The 17,749-nt window shown below is 68.6% G+C and carries 17 protein-coding genes; 9 read left to right on the forward strand and 8 right to left on the reverse strand.

The window, feature by feature from the left end:
• Nucleotides 1-190: 190 nt before the first annotated feature.
• Complete coding sequence (locus P2T65_RS11590) at nucleotides 191-691, forward strand: peptide deformylase (RefSeq protein ID WP_055459936.1); 501 nt, start codon at nucleotides 191-193, stop codon at nucleotides 689-691.
• Between the two features lie 21 nt (nucleotides 692-712).
• Here P2T65_RS11590 and P2T65_RS11595 read toward each other — a convergent pair whose 3' ends face one another.
• Nucleotides 713-988, reverse strand: coding sequence for a hypothetical protein (locus P2T65_RS11595; protein ID WP_157672641.1), 276 nt, complete (start codon nucleotides 986-988; stop codon nucleotides 713-715).
• 261 nt (nucleotides 989-1,249) lie between these two features.
• Here P2T65_RS11595 and P2T65_RS11600 point away from each other — a divergent pair, with 261 nt between their 5' ends.
• From P2T65_RS11600 to P2T65_RS11610, 3 genes are read left to right on the forward strand one after another with little or no spacing between them, the layout of a single operon-like run.
• Complete coding sequence (locus tag P2T65_RS11600; protein WP_082464842.1) at nucleotides 1,250-2,470, forward strand: ABC transporter substrate-binding protein; 1,221 nt, start codon at nucleotides 1,250-1,252, stop codon at nucleotides 2,468-2,470.
• A gap of 7 nt (nucleotides 2,471-2,477) precedes the next feature.
• Nucleotides 2,478-4,157, forward strand: coding sequence for an ABC transporter permease subunit (locus tag P2T65_RS11605; protein WP_276199824.1), 1,680 nt, complete (start codon nucleotides 2,478-2,480; stop codon nucleotides 4,155-4,157).
• Nucleotides 4,154-4,846 (forward strand): ATP-binding cassette domain-containing protein, encoded by a 693-nt coding sequence (locus tag P2T65_RS11610; protein ID WP_055459879.1) that lies wholly within the window; start codon nucleotides 4,154-4,156, stop codon nucleotides 4,844-4,846. Before P2T65_RS11605 ends, P2T65_RS11610 begins: the two co-directional genes overlap by 4 nt.
• Here the strand turns inward: P2T65_RS11610 and P2T65_RS11615 are convergent.
• Both P2T65_RS11615 and P2T65_RS11620 read right to left on the reverse strand, forming a co-directional pair.
• A complete protein-coding gene (locus P2T65_RS11615) occupies nucleotides 4,827-5,681 on the reverse strand; it encodes a dihydrodipicolinate synthase family protein (RefSeq protein WP_276199915.1) in 855 nt (284 codons plus the stop codon). The genes P2T65_RS11610 and P2T65_RS11615 overlap by 20 nt on opposite strands.
• 181 nt (nucleotides 5,682-5,862) lie before the next feature.
• On the reverse strand, nucleotides 5,863-6,177 hold the full coding sequence (locus P2T65_RS11620) for an NIPSNAP family protein (protein WP_055459878.1): 315 nt from the start codon (nucleotides 6,175-6,177) through the stop codon (nucleotides 5,863-5,865).
• Nucleotides 6,178-6,309: 132 nt separating this feature from the next.
• On the opposite strand from P2T65_RS11620, the gene P2T65_RS11625 reads away from it, so the two are divergent.
• Nucleotides 6,310-7,011, forward strand: coding sequence for a helix-turn-helix transcriptional regulator (locus P2T65_RS11625; RefSeq protein WP_276199825.1), 702 nt, complete (start codon nucleotides 6,310-6,312; stop codon nucleotides 7,009-7,011).
• On the opposite strand, the gene P2T65_RS11630 is transcribed toward P2T65_RS11625, so the two are convergent.
• On the reverse strand, nucleotides 7,004-7,324 hold the full coding sequence (locus P2T65_RS11630; RefSeq protein ID WP_055459876.1) for a DUF1330 domain-containing protein: 321 nt from the start codon (nucleotides 7,322-7,324) through the stop codon (nucleotides 7,004-7,006). The two genes, P2T65_RS11625 and P2T65_RS11630, sit on opposite strands and share 8 nt — an antisense overlap.
• 28 nt (nucleotides 7,325-7,352) lie before the next feature.
• Nucleotides 7,353-7,757: a hypothetical protein gene (locus P2T65_RS11635; RefSeq protein ID WP_055459875.1), complete on the reverse strand. Its 405-nt coding sequence runs from the start codon at nucleotides 7,755-7,757 to the stop codon at nucleotides 7,353-7,355.
• Between the two features lie 116 nt (nucleotides 7,758-7,873).
• Here P2T65_RS11635 and P2T65_RS11640 point away from each other — a divergent pair, with 116 nt between their 5' ends.
• A complete protein-coding gene (locus P2T65_RS11640) occupies nucleotides 7,874-8,701 on the forward strand; it encodes a helix-turn-helix transcriptional regulator (RefSeq protein WP_055459874.1) in 828 nt (275 codons plus the stop codon).
• A 162-nt stretch (nucleotides 8,702-8,863) separates the two neighbouring features.
• Nucleotides 8,864-9,670, forward strand: a complete 807-nt coding sequence (locus tag P2T65_RS11645) for a DUF72 domain-containing protein (RefSeq protein WP_276199826.1) — start codon at nucleotides 8,864-8,866, stop codon at nucleotides 9,668-9,670.
• On the opposite strand, the gene P2T65_RS11650 is transcribed toward P2T65_RS11645, so the two are convergent.
• The 3 genes from P2T65_RS11650 to P2T65_RS11660 are packed head-to-tail and all read right to left on the reverse strand — an operon-like array spanning nucleotide 9,651 to nucleotide 12,603.
• Entirely contained in the window at nucleotides 9,651-10,376 is a 726-nt protein-coding gene (locus P2T65_RS11650) for an ABC transporter ATP-binding protein (RefSeq protein WP_071923132.1), read from the reverse strand. The genes P2T65_RS11645 and P2T65_RS11650 overlap by 20 nt on opposite strands.
• Nucleotides 10,373-11,620 carry an ABC transporter permease gene (locus tag P2T65_RS11655; protein WP_055459871.1) on the reverse strand — a complete coding sequence of 416 codons (1,248 nt, stop codon included), beginning with the start codon at nucleotides 11,618-11,620 and terminating at the stop codon, nucleotides 10,373-10,375. The genes P2T65_RS11650 and P2T65_RS11655 overlap by 4 nt, the downstream gene beginning before the upstream one ends.
• Before the next feature lie 11 nt (nucleotides 11,621-11,631).
• Nucleotides 11,632-12,603: an efflux RND transporter periplasmic adaptor subunit gene (locus P2T65_RS11660; RefSeq protein WP_276199916.1), complete on the reverse strand. Its 972-nt coding sequence runs from the start codon at nucleotides 12,601-12,603 to the stop codon at nucleotides 11,632-11,634.
• A gap of 241 nt (nucleotides 12,604-12,844) precedes the next feature.
• Between P2T65_RS11660 and P2T65_RS11665 the strand changes: the two genes are divergently transcribed.
• Nucleotides 12,845-13,543 (forward strand): TetR/AcrR family transcriptional regulator, encoded by a 699-nt coding sequence (locus tag P2T65_RS11665; RefSeq protein WP_071923133.1) that lies wholly within the window; start codon nucleotides 12,845-12,847, stop codon nucleotides 13,541-13,543.
• A gap of 602 nt (nucleotides 13,544-14,145) precedes the next feature.
• On the forward strand, nucleotides 14,146-17,700 hold the full coding sequence (locus tag P2T65_RS11670; protein WP_276199827.1) for an autotransporter domain-containing protein: 3,555 nt from the start codon (nucleotides 14,146-14,148) through the stop codon (nucleotides 17,698-17,700).
• Nucleotides 17,701-17,749: the final 49 nt, after the last annotated feature.

Consider the following 17,749-nt stretch of genomic DNA (forward strand, 5'->3'; position numbering starts at 1 on the left):
CCCTTTTGGTCACAAGGATGAATCGCTTGAAAGAAACCGTCAATCCTGTTTGTACAAGCGGGTCTGTTTTTTTTGTTGCGCTTGGGTCGCGCTCGCGCTCTTCAGTTGCGGCGGTGCGGGATGACTTTGCAGCGCCCGCATGGCACAGCCGGAGCCCCAGGCGGGGGGAGGCGAAGCGCAGGAGGCGCGGGTGACGGCAAGGCCGATCGTGATGTTTCCGGATTGGCGCCTGCGCGAGTCTGCCGCGCCCGTCGTCGCGTTCGACGAAGCGCTGCATCAGCTGGCGCAGGATCTCCTTCAGACCATGCAGGCCGCGCCGGGCATCGGCATCGCGGCGCCGCACGTGGGCGTTCTCCTGCGCGTCGTCGTCATCGAACTGCCCGGCGGCACGGGGCCGCGCTTCTATGTCAATCCGCTTGTCGAATGGGCTTCGGCCGAGACGGCGCGCCACGCCGAGGGCAGTGTCTCGATGCCGGGCGTGAGCGAACAAGTGGAGCGTCCGGCGCGCGTGCGCGTGCGTTTCCAGACGCTCGAAGGGGTGGAAGGGGTCGAGGAGGCCGACGGTCTGCTGGCCGTGTGCCTGCAGCATGAGATCGACCAGCTCGACGGCCTGTTCTGGATCAGCCGGTTGTCGCGCCTCAAGCGCGAGCGTGTCTTGCGCCGCTACGAGAAGCTGCGGTGGACGGCCTGAGAAGGCGGCCCTGCCGCGGCCTCACGGCTCCGATGGCGTCCGCAGCCGTGCGAGGGCATGCCGGAAGCTGTCGCTGACGGCGAATTGCGGATCTGCATAGCGCGCATCGGGTGACGCAGGTGTGTGGATCGTTACGGCCGTACCCTGGGGGAGGGCGAGTTGCAGCGTCAGGCCGTAATGACCGCCTGTTTCCGACGTCCGGACGACGATCCGGCAGGTGGCGAGGAGGCCGATCGCCTGCTGCAGATGGTCGATCTCCTGCAGGATGGCGGCCAGGATCGGGCGACTCGATGCCATGCCGTCAAAATCGATCTCGACATGCGTATCCACTGGCAATCCGTGCATTGACCCGCTTTCTGGTACGATCACTATCGGCTGGGCAAGCGCCCGCCTTGCGGCAGGTCAAATCCGACCGACGGCAGGCGTGTCGCCGGGCTTCAACTCAAATTGAACGGTGCCTGCTGCCGAGCGCTCGGCGGCAAGGTGACGAGAGGCGGCAAAGTGGTTCAATCTCGGCTAAGAAGTGCTCGAAACGCCTCCGCCATCGGGACAGTCCGCATGAATCGCTTGTTCGCCCTTGCCGTGGCAGCGGGCCTGTCCGCGACGGCCACCTTCCTGTCCCGGCCCGCCGGCGCGGAAGCCGAGCGTGACTGGCAGGAGACGGTGGCGGCCGCGCGCGGAGAAACCGTGCACTTCAATGCCTGGGCGGGCGATCCGCAGACCAACGCCTTCATCGCCTGGGTCGGCGACCTCGCGAAGGAGCGCTACGGCATCAATGTCCGGCACGTGAAGCTCGCCGACACCGCCGAGGCCGTGACCCGCGTCGTGACGGAAAAGGCGGCAGGCCGCGATAAGGGTGGCAGCGTCGACCTCATCTGGATCAACGGTCCCAATTTCCTGTCCATGAAGGAGAAGGGTCTGCTCTTCGGCCCCTTCGCCGAGACGCTGCCCAACTGGCGCCATGTCGACAGGACGAAGCCGTCGAACCTCACGGATTTCACAATCCCCGTCGAAGGCTACGCCGCGCCCTGGCGGCTGGCGCAGATCGTCTTCCTCTACGATTCGGCCCGCACGCCGCTCGCGACCCTGCCGAAGACGATCCCGGCCTTACTCGACTGGGCGAAGGCCCATCCCGGCCGGCTGACGCATCCCCACCCGCGCGATTTCCTGGGTGCCACTTTCCTCAAACAGGCGCTCGTCGAGCTCACCGCCGATCCGGCCATGTTGCAGCAGCCGGCGAGCGACGCGACCTTTGCTACGGTCACGGCGCCGCTCTGGCCCTGGTACGACGCCCTGCGCCCGCACCTGTGGCGCGGTGGCGAGGACTTTCCGGCAACCGGCACGGCGCAGTTCGCGATGCTCGCCGACGGCGAGATCGCCCTCGCCATCTCCTTCAACCCGGCCGACGCCGCCGTCGGCATCAGGAAGGGCACCTTGCCGGAAACGGCGCGCGTCTACGTGCTCGAAGGCGGCACCATCGGCAACACGAGCTTCGTCGCCATTCCCTTCAACGCCGCGCACAAGACGGCGGCGATGGTGGTCGCGGACCTTCTGATGTCGCCCGAGGTGCAGGCGCGGGCGCAGGATCCGTCCGCCCTCGGCGCCGTTACTGTGCTCGACCTCGCCGGCCTCTCCGAGGCCGAGCGCGCCCGCTTCGCGCCGCCTCCCGATGCGGTCGGCCTGCCGACCAATGCCGAACTCGGCACCCCGCTTCCCGAGCCGCATCCGAGCTGGATGACGCGCCTCGTCGCGGAGTGGGAGCGGCGTTATACGCGTTGAGGCGGCGATGCTGCTGCGCCTTGCCCCGGCCGCCACGCTCGCCGTTCTCGCCGGGCCGGTCGTGCTGGGGCTTGCCTTCACGCTGCTGCCGGCCTTCGGCTTCCTGCCGGCTCTCGGCGGCGCGACCTTCTCGCTCGACGGCTGGCGCATGCTCTTCGCTGCCCCCGGCTTCGCCAGCGCGCTCGCGCTGACCTTCGGGACGGGACTCGCAACGACGCTCTTGGCCCTGATCCTCGCCGCCGGTCTCTGTGCCGCCGCGGCGCACCGGCCCGGCATGGCGCGGCTGCGACGCCTCATCATGCCGCTCCTTGCCAGCCCGCCGAGCGGCGTTGCGCTAGGCTTCGCCTTCCTCGCCATGCCGAGCGGCTGGCTGGTGCGCCTCCTCTCGCCCTGGGCGACGGGCTGGCAGGTGCCGCCGGCGGAGCCCGTGACGGTCGGCGATCCGCTTGGCGCCAGCCTCGTCGCCGCCCTCCTCCTCAAGGAGGTGCCCTACCTCGCCATGATGCTCTTCGCCGCCTCGGCCACGGTGCCGGTCGAGCGGCTGACCGCGGCCGCGCGCGCGCTCGGCCGCGGCCAGGCGACGGCCTGGGCGACGGTGGTCTTCCCGCAGCTCTACCGGCAGGTGCGCCTGCCGGTCTTCGCCGTTCTCGCCTTCTCCATGTCGGTCGTTGACGTCGCTATCATCGTCGGGCCGGGCAACCCGCCGCCGCTAGCCGTCCTCGCCACGCGCTGGTTCAAGGGCTACGACCTCGCCCTCTATTATCCGGCGGCCGCGGCCGCGACGCTGCAGTTCCTGCTCGTCGTCCTCGCCATCCTCCTGTGGCTCGCATGTGAGCGACCCATCGCCGCCCTCCACCGCCGGTGGCTCGCCCGCGGCTCGCGCTCGCGCGCGCCAGGCGCGGCGGCCGAGGTCGCAGGAGCCCTTGCCGGTCTCCTGATCGTGCTCGGGCTCCTGTCGCTCCTCGCGATGCTCGTCTGGTCCTTCGCCGGTTCGTGGCGCTTTCCCGCCGCGCTGCCGGACCATTGGCAACTCGCGCTCTGGCGGGACGAGGCCGGCGGGGCCGCTGCGCTTGCCGGCACCAGCGCCGGCATCGGCCTAGCCGCCGTCGCCATCGCCCTCGTCCTGACGCTGGCCTGCCTCGAGAACGAGCAGCGCCAAGGCCTGCATCCGGGAGCAGCGGTGCTGTGGCTGATCTATCTGCCGCTCATCGTGCCGCAGATCGCCTTTCTCTTCGGGGTACAGGTGCTGCTCATCCACGCCGGTCTCGACGGCACGCCCGCCGCCGTGGTCTGGGCCCATCTCGTCTTCGTGCTGCCCTTCGTCTTCCTGTCGCTGGCCGATGCCTACCGTGCGCTCGATCCGCGCTATGCCATGACCGCGGCGGCCATGGGAGCCGGCCGGTGGCGGGTCTTTCTCGTCGTGAAGCTGCCGCTGCTCGCGCGGCCCATCCTCGTCGCCGCGGCCGTCGGCTTCGCCGTCTCGATCGCGCAATACCTGCCCACGCTCTTTGCCGGCGCCGGCCGGGTGGCGACGCTGACGACCGAGGCGGTCACGCTCTCCTCCGGGGGCGACCGACGCATCCTCGGCCTCGTCGCCGTGCTGCAGACGGCCCTGCCACTCGCGGCCTACGGTCTCGCGCTCGCCGTGCCGTTCCTTGTCTTCCGCCGCTTCAGGGGCATGGCATGAGCGGCGATCCCGCGGCGGCCGGGGCGCTCGTGCTCGCGGGCGTCTCCATCGCCTCGCGCGATGGACGGAATCTGGTCGATCGGCTCGATCTCACTGTCCTGCCCGGCATGGTGGCGACGGTGATGGGGCCGAGCGGCATCGGCAAGTCGACCTTGCTCGCCTATGTCGCAGGTTTCATCGACAGGCGCGCCTTTGCCGCCGAGGGGCAGGTGATGATCGGGCACGAGCGCATCGATGCCCAGCCCGCCGAGGCGCGGCATGTCGGCATCCTGTTCCAGGACCCGGTGCTCTTCCCGCATCTGAGCGTCGCTGGCAACCTCTTGTTCGGCCTGCCGCGCGGGCGCTGGCGCAGCCGCGCCGAGCGCCGTGGAAAGGTTTCGGAGGCGCTGGAACAGGCCGGGCTCGCCGGCTTCGAGGATCGCGATCCCGCGACGCTGTCGGGCGGGCAGAAGGCGCGGGTCAGCCTCCTGCGCACCCTGCTAGCCGAGCCGCGCGCCCTGCTGCTGGATGAACCCTTCGGCAAGCTCGACGCCGCGTTGCGCGCGGATATCCGCGCCTTCGTCTTTGCCCATGCGCGCGAGCGCGGCCTGCCGGCCCTGCTCGTCACGCATGATGCCGAGGATGCGGAGGCGGCCGGCGGGCCGGTCGTCGCGCTCGCGGGCCCGGGCGTCAGGCTGCCTTCCGGTTGAAGATGGAGTCGTGGCTGGCGCCGATGACGGCCGCATCACCGACCGCGATCGGCACGAGCGGCGGGCGCACGTTGAGCCAGGCCGCATCGCCCGTGCGGTGGGCGACGAGCGCCTTCACTGCCGGCGTGACCGGATATCGGAGCACGAGTTCGACGAGCTGGTTGATGGCCTCGTTCGGCTCGGCCTTATCGATCAGCCGGGCGAGCTTGTCCGGGCAGACGTTGGCGAGGCCCGAGATCGCGCCCTCGCCGCCGAGTGCCACGCCCCGGGCGAGATAGCGCTCGTCGCCGATGAGGATGACGAGGTCCTTGTGCGTGGCGAGGAGCGCCTCGGTATAGGCCCAGTCACCGGAGGAATCCTTGACGCCCATGACGACGCCCGGGAAGGCCGCCTTCAGCCGCCCGACCAGCGCCACCGACAGGGGCACCGCGGTGACCGAAGGGATGTTGTAGAGAATCACGTCGCGCGCTGCGGCGCCGAGCTTGCCGAAGAAGGCGGCGAACCAGGCGAAGAGTCCGTCGTCGCTCACGCCCTTGAAGTAGAAGGGCGGTGGCACGAGCAGGGCCTTGCAGCCGGCGTCGAGGGCAAGTCGCGCCTGGTCGAGCGCCTCGTGGAGCGAGGTGGCGGCGAGCCCGCCGACGATCCGGTCCCCGGGGATGCCGGCACCGAGCAATGCGCCGAGGATCTGCTGCCGGCCGGCGAGCCCGACGGAGGGACCCTCACCGGTGGTGCCGAAGACTGTGACGCTGCTGCAGCCATTGGCGAGGCACCACTGGGCATGGGCGGCAAGGCGCGGCAGGTCGATGGCGCCGTCCGCATGGAACGGCAGGGTCATGGCGGCGGACAGGCCGAAACGGTCGCGCGTGGCGGACAAGACGAAGATCCTCGGTCGAGAGAGCAGGCCGACGGCCCAAGCGGGAACGGACTAACATGTTACATATTCCAGGTTGACTGGCAAGTATGTGCGACGCCCTTCTGGCAGGGCTTCGAGTGCGGAGGTTCGAGCGGCGCGCCAGTTACGGCCCGGGCGTGACGGGTCGCAGGAAGGTGCGCTCCTCCGCGTGGATGAACCGCCCCTCCTCGGCCATGCGAAAGTTCGCCGCGCCGCCCGCGTCGGCCCTGAGCCGTGCCCGATAGGCCTCGTAGGCGGCGAGGCTCTCGAAGGAGATGAGGCCCCACGCGATGTTGTTGATGCCCTCATGCGGCAGGAAATAGCCGACGAGATCGCCGCCGCAGACGGGAATGATGTCGAGCCAGTTGCGGGCATAGGCTTCGAAGGCATCACGCTTGTAGGGATCGATCCAGTAGCGGATGGAGACGGTGACGGTCATGGCGGGGCTCCTGTCTTCATGCATCGTCTGGTCCCCACCATGGGCGGCGCCGGTGCACCGATGTTACGGTCACCTCCGAAACATGATGCAGCCGGATCTGGCAGGCTGGTGCGGCAGGAAGGGAGACTGCGGATGGTTTCGACGGCGGCCTTTGCCGAGATTGCGACGCTTGCGGGGGAGCCTGCGCGGGCGGCGATGCTCCAAGCGCTGATGGACGGGCGGGCGATGACAGCGGGAGAGCTGGCCCGGGCCGGCGGCGTGACGCCGCAGACGGCGAGCGGCCATCTCGCCCGACTGACCGAGGCCGGCCTTGTCGCCGTCGAAAAGCAGGGCCGTCACCGCTATCATCGCCTTACCTCGCGCGCCGTCGCGCAGATGATGGAGGGCATCATGCAGGTTGCCGCGACACGGGCCGTCCCCGGCCACAGGCTGACCGTCGGGCCGCGCGACGCGGCGCTGCGGCGCGCCCGCACCTGCTACGACCATCTCGCCGGCCGGCTCGGCGTCGCCCTTGCCGATGTGCTGGTGGAGGCCGGACACGCCGAGATCGAGCCCGAGGCTGCCACCCTGATGCCGAGCGGCGTCGACCTGCTCGCGAGCCTCGGCATCGATCTCGCAGGCCGGACGGCCGGGCGCCGCGCCCGCGTTCTCTGCCGGCCCTGCCTCGACTGGAGCGAGCGCCGCCCGCATCTGGCCGGTGCCGTTGGCGCGGCGTTGTGCAGCCACTGTTTCGCAGAGGGCTGGATCCGCCGCATCGAGGGCAGCCGCGCCGTCGCCGTCACGCGCAAGGGTGAGGAGGCCCTGCGCCGGCACTTCGGAATCGTCGTCACCTGAGGATGTCGGTGGCGCGATGGTCGTCGCCGACCGTATCGACGAGGAAAGCGGCGCCGTCCGCATGCTCCGTGCGCAGCGGCAGGATGGCCTGGTAGGCTGGCGAGCGGTACCATGCCCGGGCGCTCTCCCGGTCGGGAAAGGCAATGATAACAAGGTCGCCCTCGAAGGCGCCTTCGAGCGGCTCCACAGGCTCGCCGTGCAGGACGAAGCGGCCGCCAAAGGGCGCGATCGTCGCATCGATCTTTTCGAGATACGCGATGATGGCGGGTCCCATGGTGACGGAGCGCAGATGGGCGATGGCAAAGGTTGTCATGTTTTTCTCCTCCGATGGGGCGTGATGTTCAGGCCGGCGACAGGCCGATGTCGCGGCGCAAGCCGAGCCATTGCGCCACCGCGAAGCCGCCGACGACCGCGGCCTGGAGGAGCACGAAGGCGGTGCCCAGCGCGGTTGGCGCCACCCAGCCGCTGATGAGGATGGCAAGGCTCTCGATGACCCACAGGACGTTGATGGCGACGATGGCGAGCACGGCGCCGCGGGCGATGCGCTCGCGCGTGCCGACGAAGGCGACGCAGAGCCCGTAGGGCACGAGGAACAGCCCGGCATAGCGCAGCAGCGGCTCTGGCAGGCCGAGAAGCCCGTCGAGGAGTCCGGCTCCGGCGGCCATCGCAAGGCCGGTCGCGGCGCTCGCCGCCGCATCGCCGAGAAGCGCAAGGCGCAGGAAGAACAGGGGGCGCTTGGTGGTCATGGGGTTTCTCCGTGGCGTCGTGTTGTCGAACGCTGAGGAGGATTTCGCTTGCTCGGCGGCGTGCCAATTAAGCGGCAGGTAATTGGCAAGCAGCGCCGGGGCATTATCGTCGGGCCATGACCAGGCCCTTCATCACCACCGCCCGCACGGTCGGCGACCACATCCGCGAATGGCGGCAGCACCGCCGGCTCAGCCAGCTCGCCTTCGCTCTCGACGTCGAAATCTCCCAGAAGCACCTGAGCTTCATCGAGAGCGGCCGCTCGGTGCCGAGTCGGGCGATGATCCTGCGGCTTGCCGAGCGCCTTGACGTGCCCCTGCGCGCGCGGAACCTGATGCTCCTGGCCGCCGGCTACGCGCCCGTCTATCCCGAGCGGCGCCTCGACGATCCGGCGCTTGCGCCGGCCCGTCGGGCCATCGACCTCGTGCTCGAGGGCCATGCGCCCTTTCCTGCGCTGGCGCTCGACCGGCATTGGACCATGGTGGCCGCCAATGCGGCTGTGCCGCCGCTCATGGCCCTCGTCGCAGACGAGGCGTTGAAGCAGCCACCCGTCAACGTGCTGCGCCTCAGCCTGCATCCGGCGGGGCTCGCGCCACACATCCTCAACCTCGCCGAATGGCGGGCCCATCTCCTCGACCGGCTGCGTCATCAGATCGAGGTGACGGCCGATCCCGCCCTCATGGCGTTGATGGAAGAACTGAAGGCTTTTCCGGCGCCCGAGGAAGGCGAGGAGGTCAAGCACCTTGCGGGCATCGAGGATTTCGGCGGCGTCCTCGTGCCGCTGCGCCTGGCGATGCCGGGCGGCCCATTGTCCTTCTTCTCCACCACCACCGTGTTTGGCACGCCGGTCGACATTACCCTCGCGGAACTCGCGATCGAGGCCTTTTTCCCCGCCGACGAGGCGACCGCCGCCGCGCTCGGCGCAGCGATAGCACCGCGCTCTTGATCTGCACATGCACGGCCGCTCGAAGGCGTCGTGCGAGACGCGGGGGATGCGCGCGGCTGCAGGGAAGTGCCGGCGGTGCTATCGTCGCGCGCAAAACGGGTGGCCGAGGGCCTGCGGCCGTGGCAGGAGCCGCCCCGTCTGCAACGAGCAGGGAGATGAAACGTGCCGCAAGACGCAGCGCCCGGCATCCGCATCGGCATCGGCGGCTGGACCTACGAGCCCTGGCGGGGAACCTTCTATCCCGAAGGCCTCGCCCAGAAGCGCGAGCTCGAATATGCGAGCCGCAAACTCACCTCCATCGAGATCAATGGCACGTTCTACGGCTCGCAGAAGCCCGAGAGCTTCGCCAAATGGCGCGAGGAGACGCCGGAGGGCTTCGTCTTCGCCCTCAAGGGGCCGCGCTTCGCCACCAACCGGCGCGTGCTGGCCGAGGCTGGCGAATCGATCGAACGCTTCGTCACGGGTGGCCTTATCGAGCTCAGGGAGAAGCTCGGCCCCATCAACTGGCAGTTCGCCCCGACGAAGAAGTTTGACCCGGACGACTTCGCCGCCTTTCTGGCGCTGTTGCCCAAATCCGTCGACGGGCGCGCCCTGCGCCATGGGGTGGAAGTGCGCCATGACAGCTTCCGCTCGCCGGATTTCATCGCCCTCCTGCGCGAGCACGAGGTGGCGCTCGTCGTTGCCGGAGATAGCAAATATCCGCAGATCGCCGACGTGACGGCGCCCTTTGTCTACGCCCGCATCATGGGCACCAGTGAGGGGGAGAACCTCGGCTACGCGCCCGCCGCGCTCGACGCCTGGGCAGAGCGCGCCCGCGCCTGGGCGGCGGGCGGGGCGCCGGACGACCTCGAGACTGTCACCCGCCATGTCGCGGCGCCGCAGGGGCGGGACGTCTTCCTCTATGTCATCAGCGGCCACAAGGTGGCCAATCCGGCGGCCGCGATGGCGCTCATCGAGCGTCTGACGTAGCGGGCTCCGCCTTCTTGTCTTTGTTGCAGTCGTCGCTCACCACCTTGCCGTCGACGAGGTGGATGCGTCGGTCGACGCGACTGGCAATGTCGAGGTCGTGGGTGACGGCGACGACGGTCTTGCCGCGCTGGCGCACGAGGTCGGCGAGGATGAGGAAGACCTGCTCGGAACTCGTCGAATCGAGGCTGCCCGTCGGCTCGTCGGCAAGCACGAGTGGCGGGTCGTTGGCGAGCGCCCGCGCCACCGCGACGCGCTGGCGCTGCCCGCCGGAGAGCTGGTCCGGCCGCTTGTCGAGATGGTCCGCGAGGCCGATGGCCGCGAGGAGCTCGGTTGCGCGCCGACTCATCTCGCCGGGCGAGAGCCGGCCGAGCTTGCGCATGGGGATCTCGACATTCTCGCGCGCCGTGAATTCCGGCAGCAGGAAATGGAACTGGAAGACGAAGCCGATGGTGGCGAGCCGCAGCTTCGCCCGTGCCTCGTCGTGGAGGCCCAACGTGGCGTGCCCGGCGAGGCTGAGCGTGCCCTTCGTCGGCTCGTCGAGCAGTCCGAGCAGGTAGAGCAGCGAGGACTTGCCGGAGCCCGAGGGGCCGGTGATGGCGATGAACTCGCGCTCGCCGATGGTCAGCGACACGTCGCGCACGAGGGTGACCGGCACGGTGGCGGGCAGGATGCGGGTCAGCCCGCGGGCTTCGATGAGCGGGCTCATGACGCCCCCCGGATGATGTCGACCGGGTTGAGCCGCGCCGCCTGGCGCGCCGGCAGGTAGCCTGCGACGGCCGCCGAGGCGAGGGCGAAGCCCGCGGCGATGACATAGTGCCAGATGCTCCAGGCGAGCGGCAGGCGCGTCATCTCGCGCCCCACCGCCGCGCCCGACAATTCGAAGTGGACGAGCGACATGGCATAGCACAGGGAAAAGCCCATGACCCAGCCGAGGGCGGAGCCGCCGAGCCCGAGCGCGAGACCCTCGACGAGGAACAGGCGGCGCATGTCCCCTTGCGTGAAGCCGAGCGACTTCAGGATGGCGATGTCGCGCGCCTTCTCGTGGGTGATGGTCGAGATGATGTTGAAGATGCCGAAGCCGGCGACGAGCATGATGGCGCCGACCACCGTGTACATGATGACGTTGCGGATCACGAGCGCCTCGAGCAGGGATTCGTTCGCCTCCTGCCAGGGCACGGTCTTGTAGCCGGTCTGCGCCTCCGCGCGCCGGGCGACCGCCGGTGCGGCGGACGGGTCATCCAGCTTGATGCGGATGTCGTTGATGGCGTTGGGCCGCTCGCTCAGGATCTGTGCATTCTTGAGCAGCACGTAGCCCTCGCCCTCGTCGCGGGCGGTAGTGCCGGTGTGGAACAGGCCGACGATCTTGAAGCCCCGCGACTGGCCCGTCGACGAGACGACCGTGACGGTGGTGCCGAGCCGGGCGCCGAGCCGCTCTGCCAGCCGGTCGCCGACGATGATGTTGTTGCCGCCGCCGGCGAGCGAGGCGAAGCTGCCTTCGAGGAAGTCACCCGCGACGGAGGAGACGGCCGCCTCCTCCTCGGGGTCGATGCCGATGATGCTGATGCCGACATCGCGCCCGGCATAGCGCACGACGCCCTGCGTCCTGAGGCTCATCGAGATGCGGCCGGGCACGAAGGCGCGCAGCATGGCGCCGACCTCGGCCGGGTTGAGGATGCCGCGCCGGTCTTCCTTCGGCCTCAGGCCGGCGATGGCGGCGAGCGCGAAGACGTCCTCGGCCGGCTGGCGGCGCGCGGTGCGGCGCTCGTCGGTGATCTGCACGTGCGGCATGGTGTCGACCAGCTGCGCCATGAAGTCGTCCTCGCCGCCCTGCATCAGCGAGGCCATGGCGATGGAGAAACCGACGCCGAGCGCGACGCCGGCGATGGCGACGACCGTCTGCCGTCCCCGCCCGAGGATGTGCGTGACGGCCAATTCGAGGAGGAGGCGCATGGTTCACTTCTTCACTGCTCCGCGGGCCTGACCTTCGCGCCGTCGACGAGCGTCTCAGGCACCGGCGAGATGATGCGCTGATCGTCGTCGAGGCCGGACAGGACCTCCACCTCGCGCGGGCCGCGAATGCCGATCGTGACCGGGTGGCGGCGCGCCACACCGTCCGCGACGGTGAAGACCGCATTCTCGCGGATCGCCTCGGCCGGCACCAGCAGGGCGTTGTCCGCCACCCGAATGACGATGTTGATTTCGACTGTCATGCCGATCATCAGCGGCGTATCGTCCGGCAGGGCGAGGTAGACCCGATAGGTCTTGGCGACCGGGTCGCCCTTGGGCGTGATCCGATCGACGCTCGCCTCGAGCTGCCGGCCGGGGAAGGCGTCGGCCTGGAGAAGGACGTGCTGGCCCGCCGCGATGCGCGGGATATCCTCTTCGTTCACGTCCGCGACGACCTGCAGGGGCTTGGGCTTGCCCACCCAGAACAGCACGGTGCCGGGCTCGGCGATCTCCCCCACCTCGCCGTCCTGCCGCAACACCACCCCGGACATCGGTGCGCGCAGCACGTAGTTCTCGAGCCGCGCCTTGTGGCCGGAAATGAGCGCTTCCGCCTGGTTGATCTCGCTGCGTGCCCGATCGAGCGCCTGCTGGCTCGCCGCATTGCGCTCGATGAGCACCGACAGGCGTTCGTACTCTGTTGCAGCCAAGCGCTCGCGGGCCCGCAATTCGGCCAGGGTCGCATCGGCCTGGCGACTGTCGAGGCGGGCGAGCACGGCGCCTTCCTCGACATCCTGACCCTCGCAGTTGCACAGCTCCACGATGTGCTCGCGGATGAGCGGTGTGACCTTGGCCCAGGTGCGCGGCTCGACGACGCCGGTCGCATAGACGATCTCGGCGGCGTCCCCGCGCCGCGGGGCGACGAGTTCGACGCTCGTCGGGCGCATGAAGGACCAGACGCCAGCTGCGCCGGCGGCGACGAGCCCCATGACGACGAGGATGCGCGAAGTCTTCACGACGTTTCTCCGAACGCCTCCGGTGCGGGAGGCCTTTGCCCGCGCGGTGCTTCATCATGACCTGCGCGGGGCGCGTTCCGCATTGCGCTGCGTCAGCCGGCCGAAAATGCAGGTTGCGGCCGAGGCGGCGCCGGCGCTATGTTTCAGACCGACGGTCGGTCATATTACAGACCGTCGGTCGGTCGTCAAGAAGCAGTGCGCTAAGGCAAGAGGCATGCCCCGCATCGTCAAGCATCCGCAGGAGCGCCGCAAGGAGCTCCTCGACGCCGCCCGGGACCTGTTCTTCGAGCGCGGCTACGAAGCGACCACGGTCAATGACATCATCGCCCGGGCCGGCATGTCCAAGGGTGGCTTCTATCATCACTTCGCATCGAAGGAGGATGTGCTGGAGGCGCTCGCCGAGGCGATGGCGCGTGAAAGCCTCGCCCAGCTGCAGGCGATTCTCGACGAGCCGGGGCTCGATGCGCTAACGCGGCTCAACGCCTTCCTCGGTCGCGCCCGCCGTCTCAAGGTGGAGCAGGCGCCGGCCATCCGGGCCATGTTCTACGTCATCTTCCGGCCCGGCAACCTGGTGCTCTACCACCGGCTGAACGCCGCCGTCGGCGCCGTGACGCTGCCGGCGCTCGCCCGCATCATCGCGCAGGGGCAGGAGGAGGGCATCTTTGACGTGCCGGATGTACAGGCTGTCGCCGAGATCATCCTCACCCTGGGTGCAAGCACGCACGATGCCGTCGCCCGCGCCGTCAATGCGGCCGACACGCTGGAGGGGGAGGCGGCGGCCGCGGCGCTCGACGAGCGGCTGCGCATGCACGGCATCGCCCTCGACCGCATCCTCGGCCTGCCTGACGGGAGCATCCGCTTCGTGGAGAACGGCTTCGCAAAGGCGCTGATGATGCCTGCGCAGGCGCCGTGATCGCCACTCGATCGGCCCGCCGCTCAGGTCCTGCTCAGCGCCTGACCGATGCGGCACGTCGCCTTCTCCCTGCGCCGTTTGCAATCGTTTTGCGTGACGGATGAGTTTTGCCACCGTTAATCGGCGCTACACTGCTCGACGGTCGCCGGCCATGGGAGCGGCTGGCGCTACGGCTCGCTGCGGCGGCATGGAAATATAAAATCTTATCAATGCTGCCGATCGCAATTATTGTTGATGCTTAGGCCAAGTGCGATCGTTCCCAGTGCAGGAATGTTTTTCGGATAATGATGTATACAGTTGAAGTATTTGTAATTCTGTGAATTTGCACAGATTGCGTTTCGTAAGCCGTAAGGCGCCATGGCGCCGAGCGTCACGGCGGCTTTTGTAGAGCGGGCGCTTTTCGGGGGCGCTTTCCCGGTGCCGGAATTTGACGGCCGGCCTCATCGGCATCGCGTCCGACCCAGATCCGCCGCATCGCGCCGAGACGATCCGGCAGCCCAAAAAACGCGTCCTGCCCTCGATCAATCCGCGCTCAGAACCGAGTAGAGGATATTATGAAGCCGGCTACATACTTAGAGCTGACCAGTTCCTTGGCAGCGCTCATGGTAACCGCGTCGTCGGCCATGGCGCAGACCAATTCCTGGACAGGGGGGAGCTCATTCTACTACACGTGCGGGATCACGACTTGTGCGACGGCCGGCGACAATCAGTGGGGCACGCCCGGCAACTGGGCGGCAGGCCTGCCAACGGCGACGCAGGACGTGAACATCGGCTTGTCGACCTATCAGAGCGGCGCCAGCCCGCGCCCGGTTCAGCACGACACGGTTCAGAATTCGGGTGCGGCGGCGGCCGGCAACCTCTTCATCGGCTTTTCTGGCGGCAGAGCGAACAGCGGCAGCTTCGGCGCGGGCAATCTCGCCAATCTGGGCACGCTCTCGGTCACCAGTTCGATGGTCGTCGGCTCGACAGGCGTCGGGCATTTCAACAATTCCGGCACCGCCACGGTGGGCGGCAGCCTGATCGTCGGCAGTGCGGGCCAGGGCTCCGTCAGCAACAGCGGCATGATCGCCGTCGGCGGCAGCACGGTCATCGGCCAACTCGGCGGGGTCGCGGGGGCGATCACCCTGCTCGGTGGCGGCAGCCTCGTCACTGGCGGCAACCTCACCGTCGGCGAAGCTGGCTCCGGCTCGCTTTTCATCGCATCCGGCAGCTCTGCCGTCACCAACGGCCGGGTGACGCTCGGCACGAATTCGTCGGGCGCGGGCCTGATTGTCAATGAGGGCCAGATGACGACCGGCGACCGGCTCATCGTCGGCGAGGCGGGCTACGGCCATATCCGGACCATCGGGGCGACGGCGACGACGGCCACGGCGGGAGACATCGCACTCGGAGCCACCGCGACCGGCGTCGGCATCGCGATCACGAGCCAGGGCACCATGAGCGGCGGCGGACGCCTCGACGTCGGCGTGCGTGGCGAAGGATACCTGATCGTCGACCAGGGCGGCGAGGTCAACAATGGGATCGGCGTCATCGCCAAGGAGCCGGGGGCGCGCGGCTATGCGCTCGTGACCGGCACCGACAGCCTGTGGGACAATCGCCAGTCCCTCACCCTCGCCTCGGAGAGCAACACCGCCGGTGTCCTCGTCATCAACGACGGCGGCACGGTGCGCATCGCCGACGGCGAGGGCACGCTGGTCATCGGCGAGAAAGCCGGCTCCACCGGAATCCTCAACATCGGTGCCATGTCGCCGCAGGGCGTCGACTACGGCTTGCACACGGATGTGAAGACCTATCTCGGCGGCACCGACACGGATGCGAATGCGCGTGCGCCGGGCACGCTCGACGCCGCCTTCGTCCGCTTCGGAGAGGGCGCCGGCACGGTCAATTTCAAGCATACGGGCGACGAGGCCCTCGACTACCGCTTCAAGGCCGGCTTCGTCGGCCTCGGCACCGTCAACCATTTCGAGGGCTTTACGGTGCTGGACGGGGATTCGTCCGGCTTCATCGGCCCGGCCCACGTCCACGGCGGCACCATGGTCGTCAACAACGTGCTCGCCGGCAACGTCACGGTGCATTCGGGCGGCACGCTGCGCATCGGCCACGAGGGGCCGAACGACACCGGCGAGACCGGCCACGTCGTCAACGACATCGTCAATGACGGCGTCGTGCAGTTCAACCGGTCCAACGCCTATACCTACGGCCAGGTCATCAGCGGGACGGGCGCCGTCGAGCAGATCGGCACCGGGACGACGATTCTGACCGGCGCCAATACCTATACCGGCCCCACCACCATCTTCCGCGGCACGCTGCAGCTGGGCGACGGCGGCACCACCGGCTCCATCGACGCCACCTCCGGTGTCGACATCCGCGCCGACGGCACCCTCGCCTTCAACCGCTCCGACGTGAAGGTCTTCGACCGTCAGATCACCGGTACCGGCACGATCAGGCAGATCGGCTCCGGCGTGACGCGCCTCACCGCCGGCAGCTCGGGCTTCACGGGCAGTACTTTCATCGATGCCGGCACGCTCTCCGTCAACGGCATCCTCGGCGGCACGGTCGACGTCAACACCGGCGGCACGCTCGAAGGCCTCGGGCAGGTAGGTACCACCGTCGTGCATGCCGGCGGCACCATCGCCCCGGGCAACGCCACCGATCCGGGCAGGACACCCATCGGCACGCTCACGATCGCCGGCAACGTCACGCAGGAGGCCGGCTCCTTCTACCAGACCGAGGTGCGCTCGACCGGCGAGAGCGACCTGATCCACGTCACCGGCACGGCGACGATCGATCCGGGCGCCGTCCTCAACGTGACCAAGATCGATCCGGCCCGCTACGAGCTCGAGCACCGCTACACGGTGCTGACGGCGGACGGAGGCCGCACCGGCACCTACACGCTGACCGGCGATACGTGGGTGTCGACCTTCTACCGCGTTGAGGACCATTACGACGCCAACAACGTCTATCTCGACGTGGCGCAATATCGTCTGTTCCAGGAGGCGGGGCGCACGGTCAACCAGATCAACGCGGCGACGGCTGTGCAGGAGCTCAAGTGGCAGCGCGATCCGGCTACCAACTACCCGACCAACGCGCTCTTTCGCGCCATCGCCTATCTGCAGACCGATGAGGAGGCGCGCTACGCCTTCGACCAGATCTCTGGCGAGATCTACGCCTCGACCAAGGCCGCGCTGCTGGAGGAGAGCCGCTTCATCCGCGAGGCGACGGGCAACCGCCTGCGCAGTGCCCTGGGCGGTCTCGGCCGCGAGGTGCCCACGCACGAGCCGAGCCGCAACATCAAGGACCCGATGCCGCGGCAGGTCACGCCCAGGATCGGGGACGAGCTCGTCCTGTGGGGGCAGGGCTTCGGCACATGGAGCAGCACCAACGGCGATGGCAATGCCGCCTCGCTCGATCACAGCACGGGCGGCTTCCTCATCGGCGCGGATGTGCCGGTCGTGGAGAGGTTCCGCGTCGGCCTCGTCGGCGGCTACAGCAAGTCCCGGTTCAGTGTCGACGAGCGCCATTCGCAGGCATCGAGCGACAACTACCACATCGGCCTCTATGGGGGGGCGCAATGGAACCGGCTCGGCCTGCAGCTCGGCGCCAGCTACACCTGGCACGACATCTCGACCACGCGCGACGTGCGCTTCCCCGGCTTCTCGGAGAGCCTGGCCTCGAGCTATGACGCCAGCACGCTGCAGGCCTACGGCGATCTCGGCTACGCGATTCACTGGAACGCGCTCACGCTGGAGCCTTTCGGCGGCCTCGCCTATGTCAGGCTCGAGGAGGACGGCTATCGCGAAAAGGTTGGTGTCGCCGCCCTGACCGGCACCGGCCATTCCTCGGACAAGCTCTATGGCACCCTGGGCCTGCGCCTCGAGCGCCAGTTCGACCTCGGCGACATGGCGCTGACCGCCCGCGGCATGCTCGGCTGGCGCCATGCCTTCGGCAAGTCGACGCTCAGCGCCGTCCATGCCTTTGCCGGCAGCAGCCCCTTCACGGTCTATGGCGTGCCGGTGGCGAAGAACGTGGGCGTCGTGGAGACGGGCCTCGACGCCGCCTTTACGAAGGACCTGACCGTCGGCGTCGCCTATTCGGGCCAGTTCGGCAAGTCGACCGAGACGCATGGCGTTCATGGCAACGTGAGCTGGAAATTCTGAAGCTCACCTGCCGCGTGCCGGCTCCGGTTCGTGCCGGAGTCGGCCGATT

Origin of the sequence: Chelatococcus sp. XZ-Ab1 (genome assembly GCF_029309855.1) — a bacterium.
Lineage (GTDB): Bacteria > Pseudomonadota > Alphaproteobacteria > Rhizobiales > Beijerinckiaceae > Chelatococcus_A > Chelatococcus_A sambhunathii.

Bases quoted from the DNA above. Each gene is read 5' to 3' on its own strand.
- P2T65_RS11595 (WP_157672641.1), bottom strand. From the start codon at position 988: ATGGCATCGAGTCGCCCGATCCTGGCCGCCATCCTGCAGGAGATCGAC.
- P2T65_RS11600 (WP_082464842.1), top strand. From the start codon at position 1,250: ATGAATCGCTTGTTCGCCCTTGCCGTGGCAGCGGGCCTGTCCGCGACG.
- P2T65_RS11605 (WP_276199824.1), top strand. From the start codon at position 2,478: ATGCTGCTGCGCCTTGCCCCGGCCGCCACGCTCGCCGTTCTCGCCGGG.
- P2T65_RS11610 (WP_055459879.1), top strand. From the start codon at position 4,154: ATGAGCGGCGATCCCGCGGCGGCCGGGGCGCTCGTGCTCGCGGGCGTC.
- P2T65_RS11615 (WP_276199915.1), bottom strand. From the start codon at position 5,681: ATGACCCTGCCGTTCCATGCGGACGGCGCCATCGACCTGCCGCGCCTT.
- P2T65_RS11620 (WP_055459878.1), bottom strand. From the start codon at position 6,177: ATGACCGTCACCGTCTCCATCCGCTACTGGATCGATCCCTACAAGCGT.
- P2T65_RS11625 (WP_276199825.1), top strand. From the start codon at position 6,310: ATGGTTTCGACGGCGGCCTTTGCCGAGATTGCGACGCTTGCGGGGGAG.
- P2T65_RS11630 (WP_055459876.1), bottom strand. From the start codon at position 7,324: ATGACAACCTTTGCCATCGCCCATCTGCGCTCCGTCACCATGGGACCC.
- P2T65_RS11635 (WP_055459875.1), bottom strand. From the start codon at position 7,757: ATGACCACCAAGCGCCCCCTGTTCTTCCTGCGCCTTGCGCTTCTCGGC.
- P2T65_RS11640 (WP_055459874.1), top strand. From the start codon at position 7,874: ATGACCAGGCCCTTCATCACCACCGCCCGCACGGTCGGCGACCACATC.
- P2T65_RS11650 (WP_071923132.1), bottom strand. From the start codon at position 10,376: ATGAGCCCGCTCATCGAAGCCCGCGGGCTGACCCGCATCCTGCCCGCC.
- P2T65_RS11655 (WP_055459871.1), bottom strand. From the start codon at position 11,620: ATGCGCCTCCTCCTCGAATTGGCCGTCACGCACATCCTCGGGCGGGGA.
- P2T65_RS11660 (WP_276199916.1), bottom strand. From the start codon at position 12,603: ATGGGGCTCGTCGCCGCCGGCGCAGCTGGCGTCTGGTCCTTCATGCGC.
- P2T65_RS11665 (WP_071923133.1), top strand. From the start codon at position 12,845: ATGCCCCGCATCGTCAAGCATCCGCAGGAGCGCCGCAAGGAGCTCCTC.
- P2T65_RS11670 (WP_276199827.1), top strand. From the start codon at position 14,146: ATGGTAACCGCGTCGTCGGCCATGGCGCAGACCAATTCCTGGACAGGG.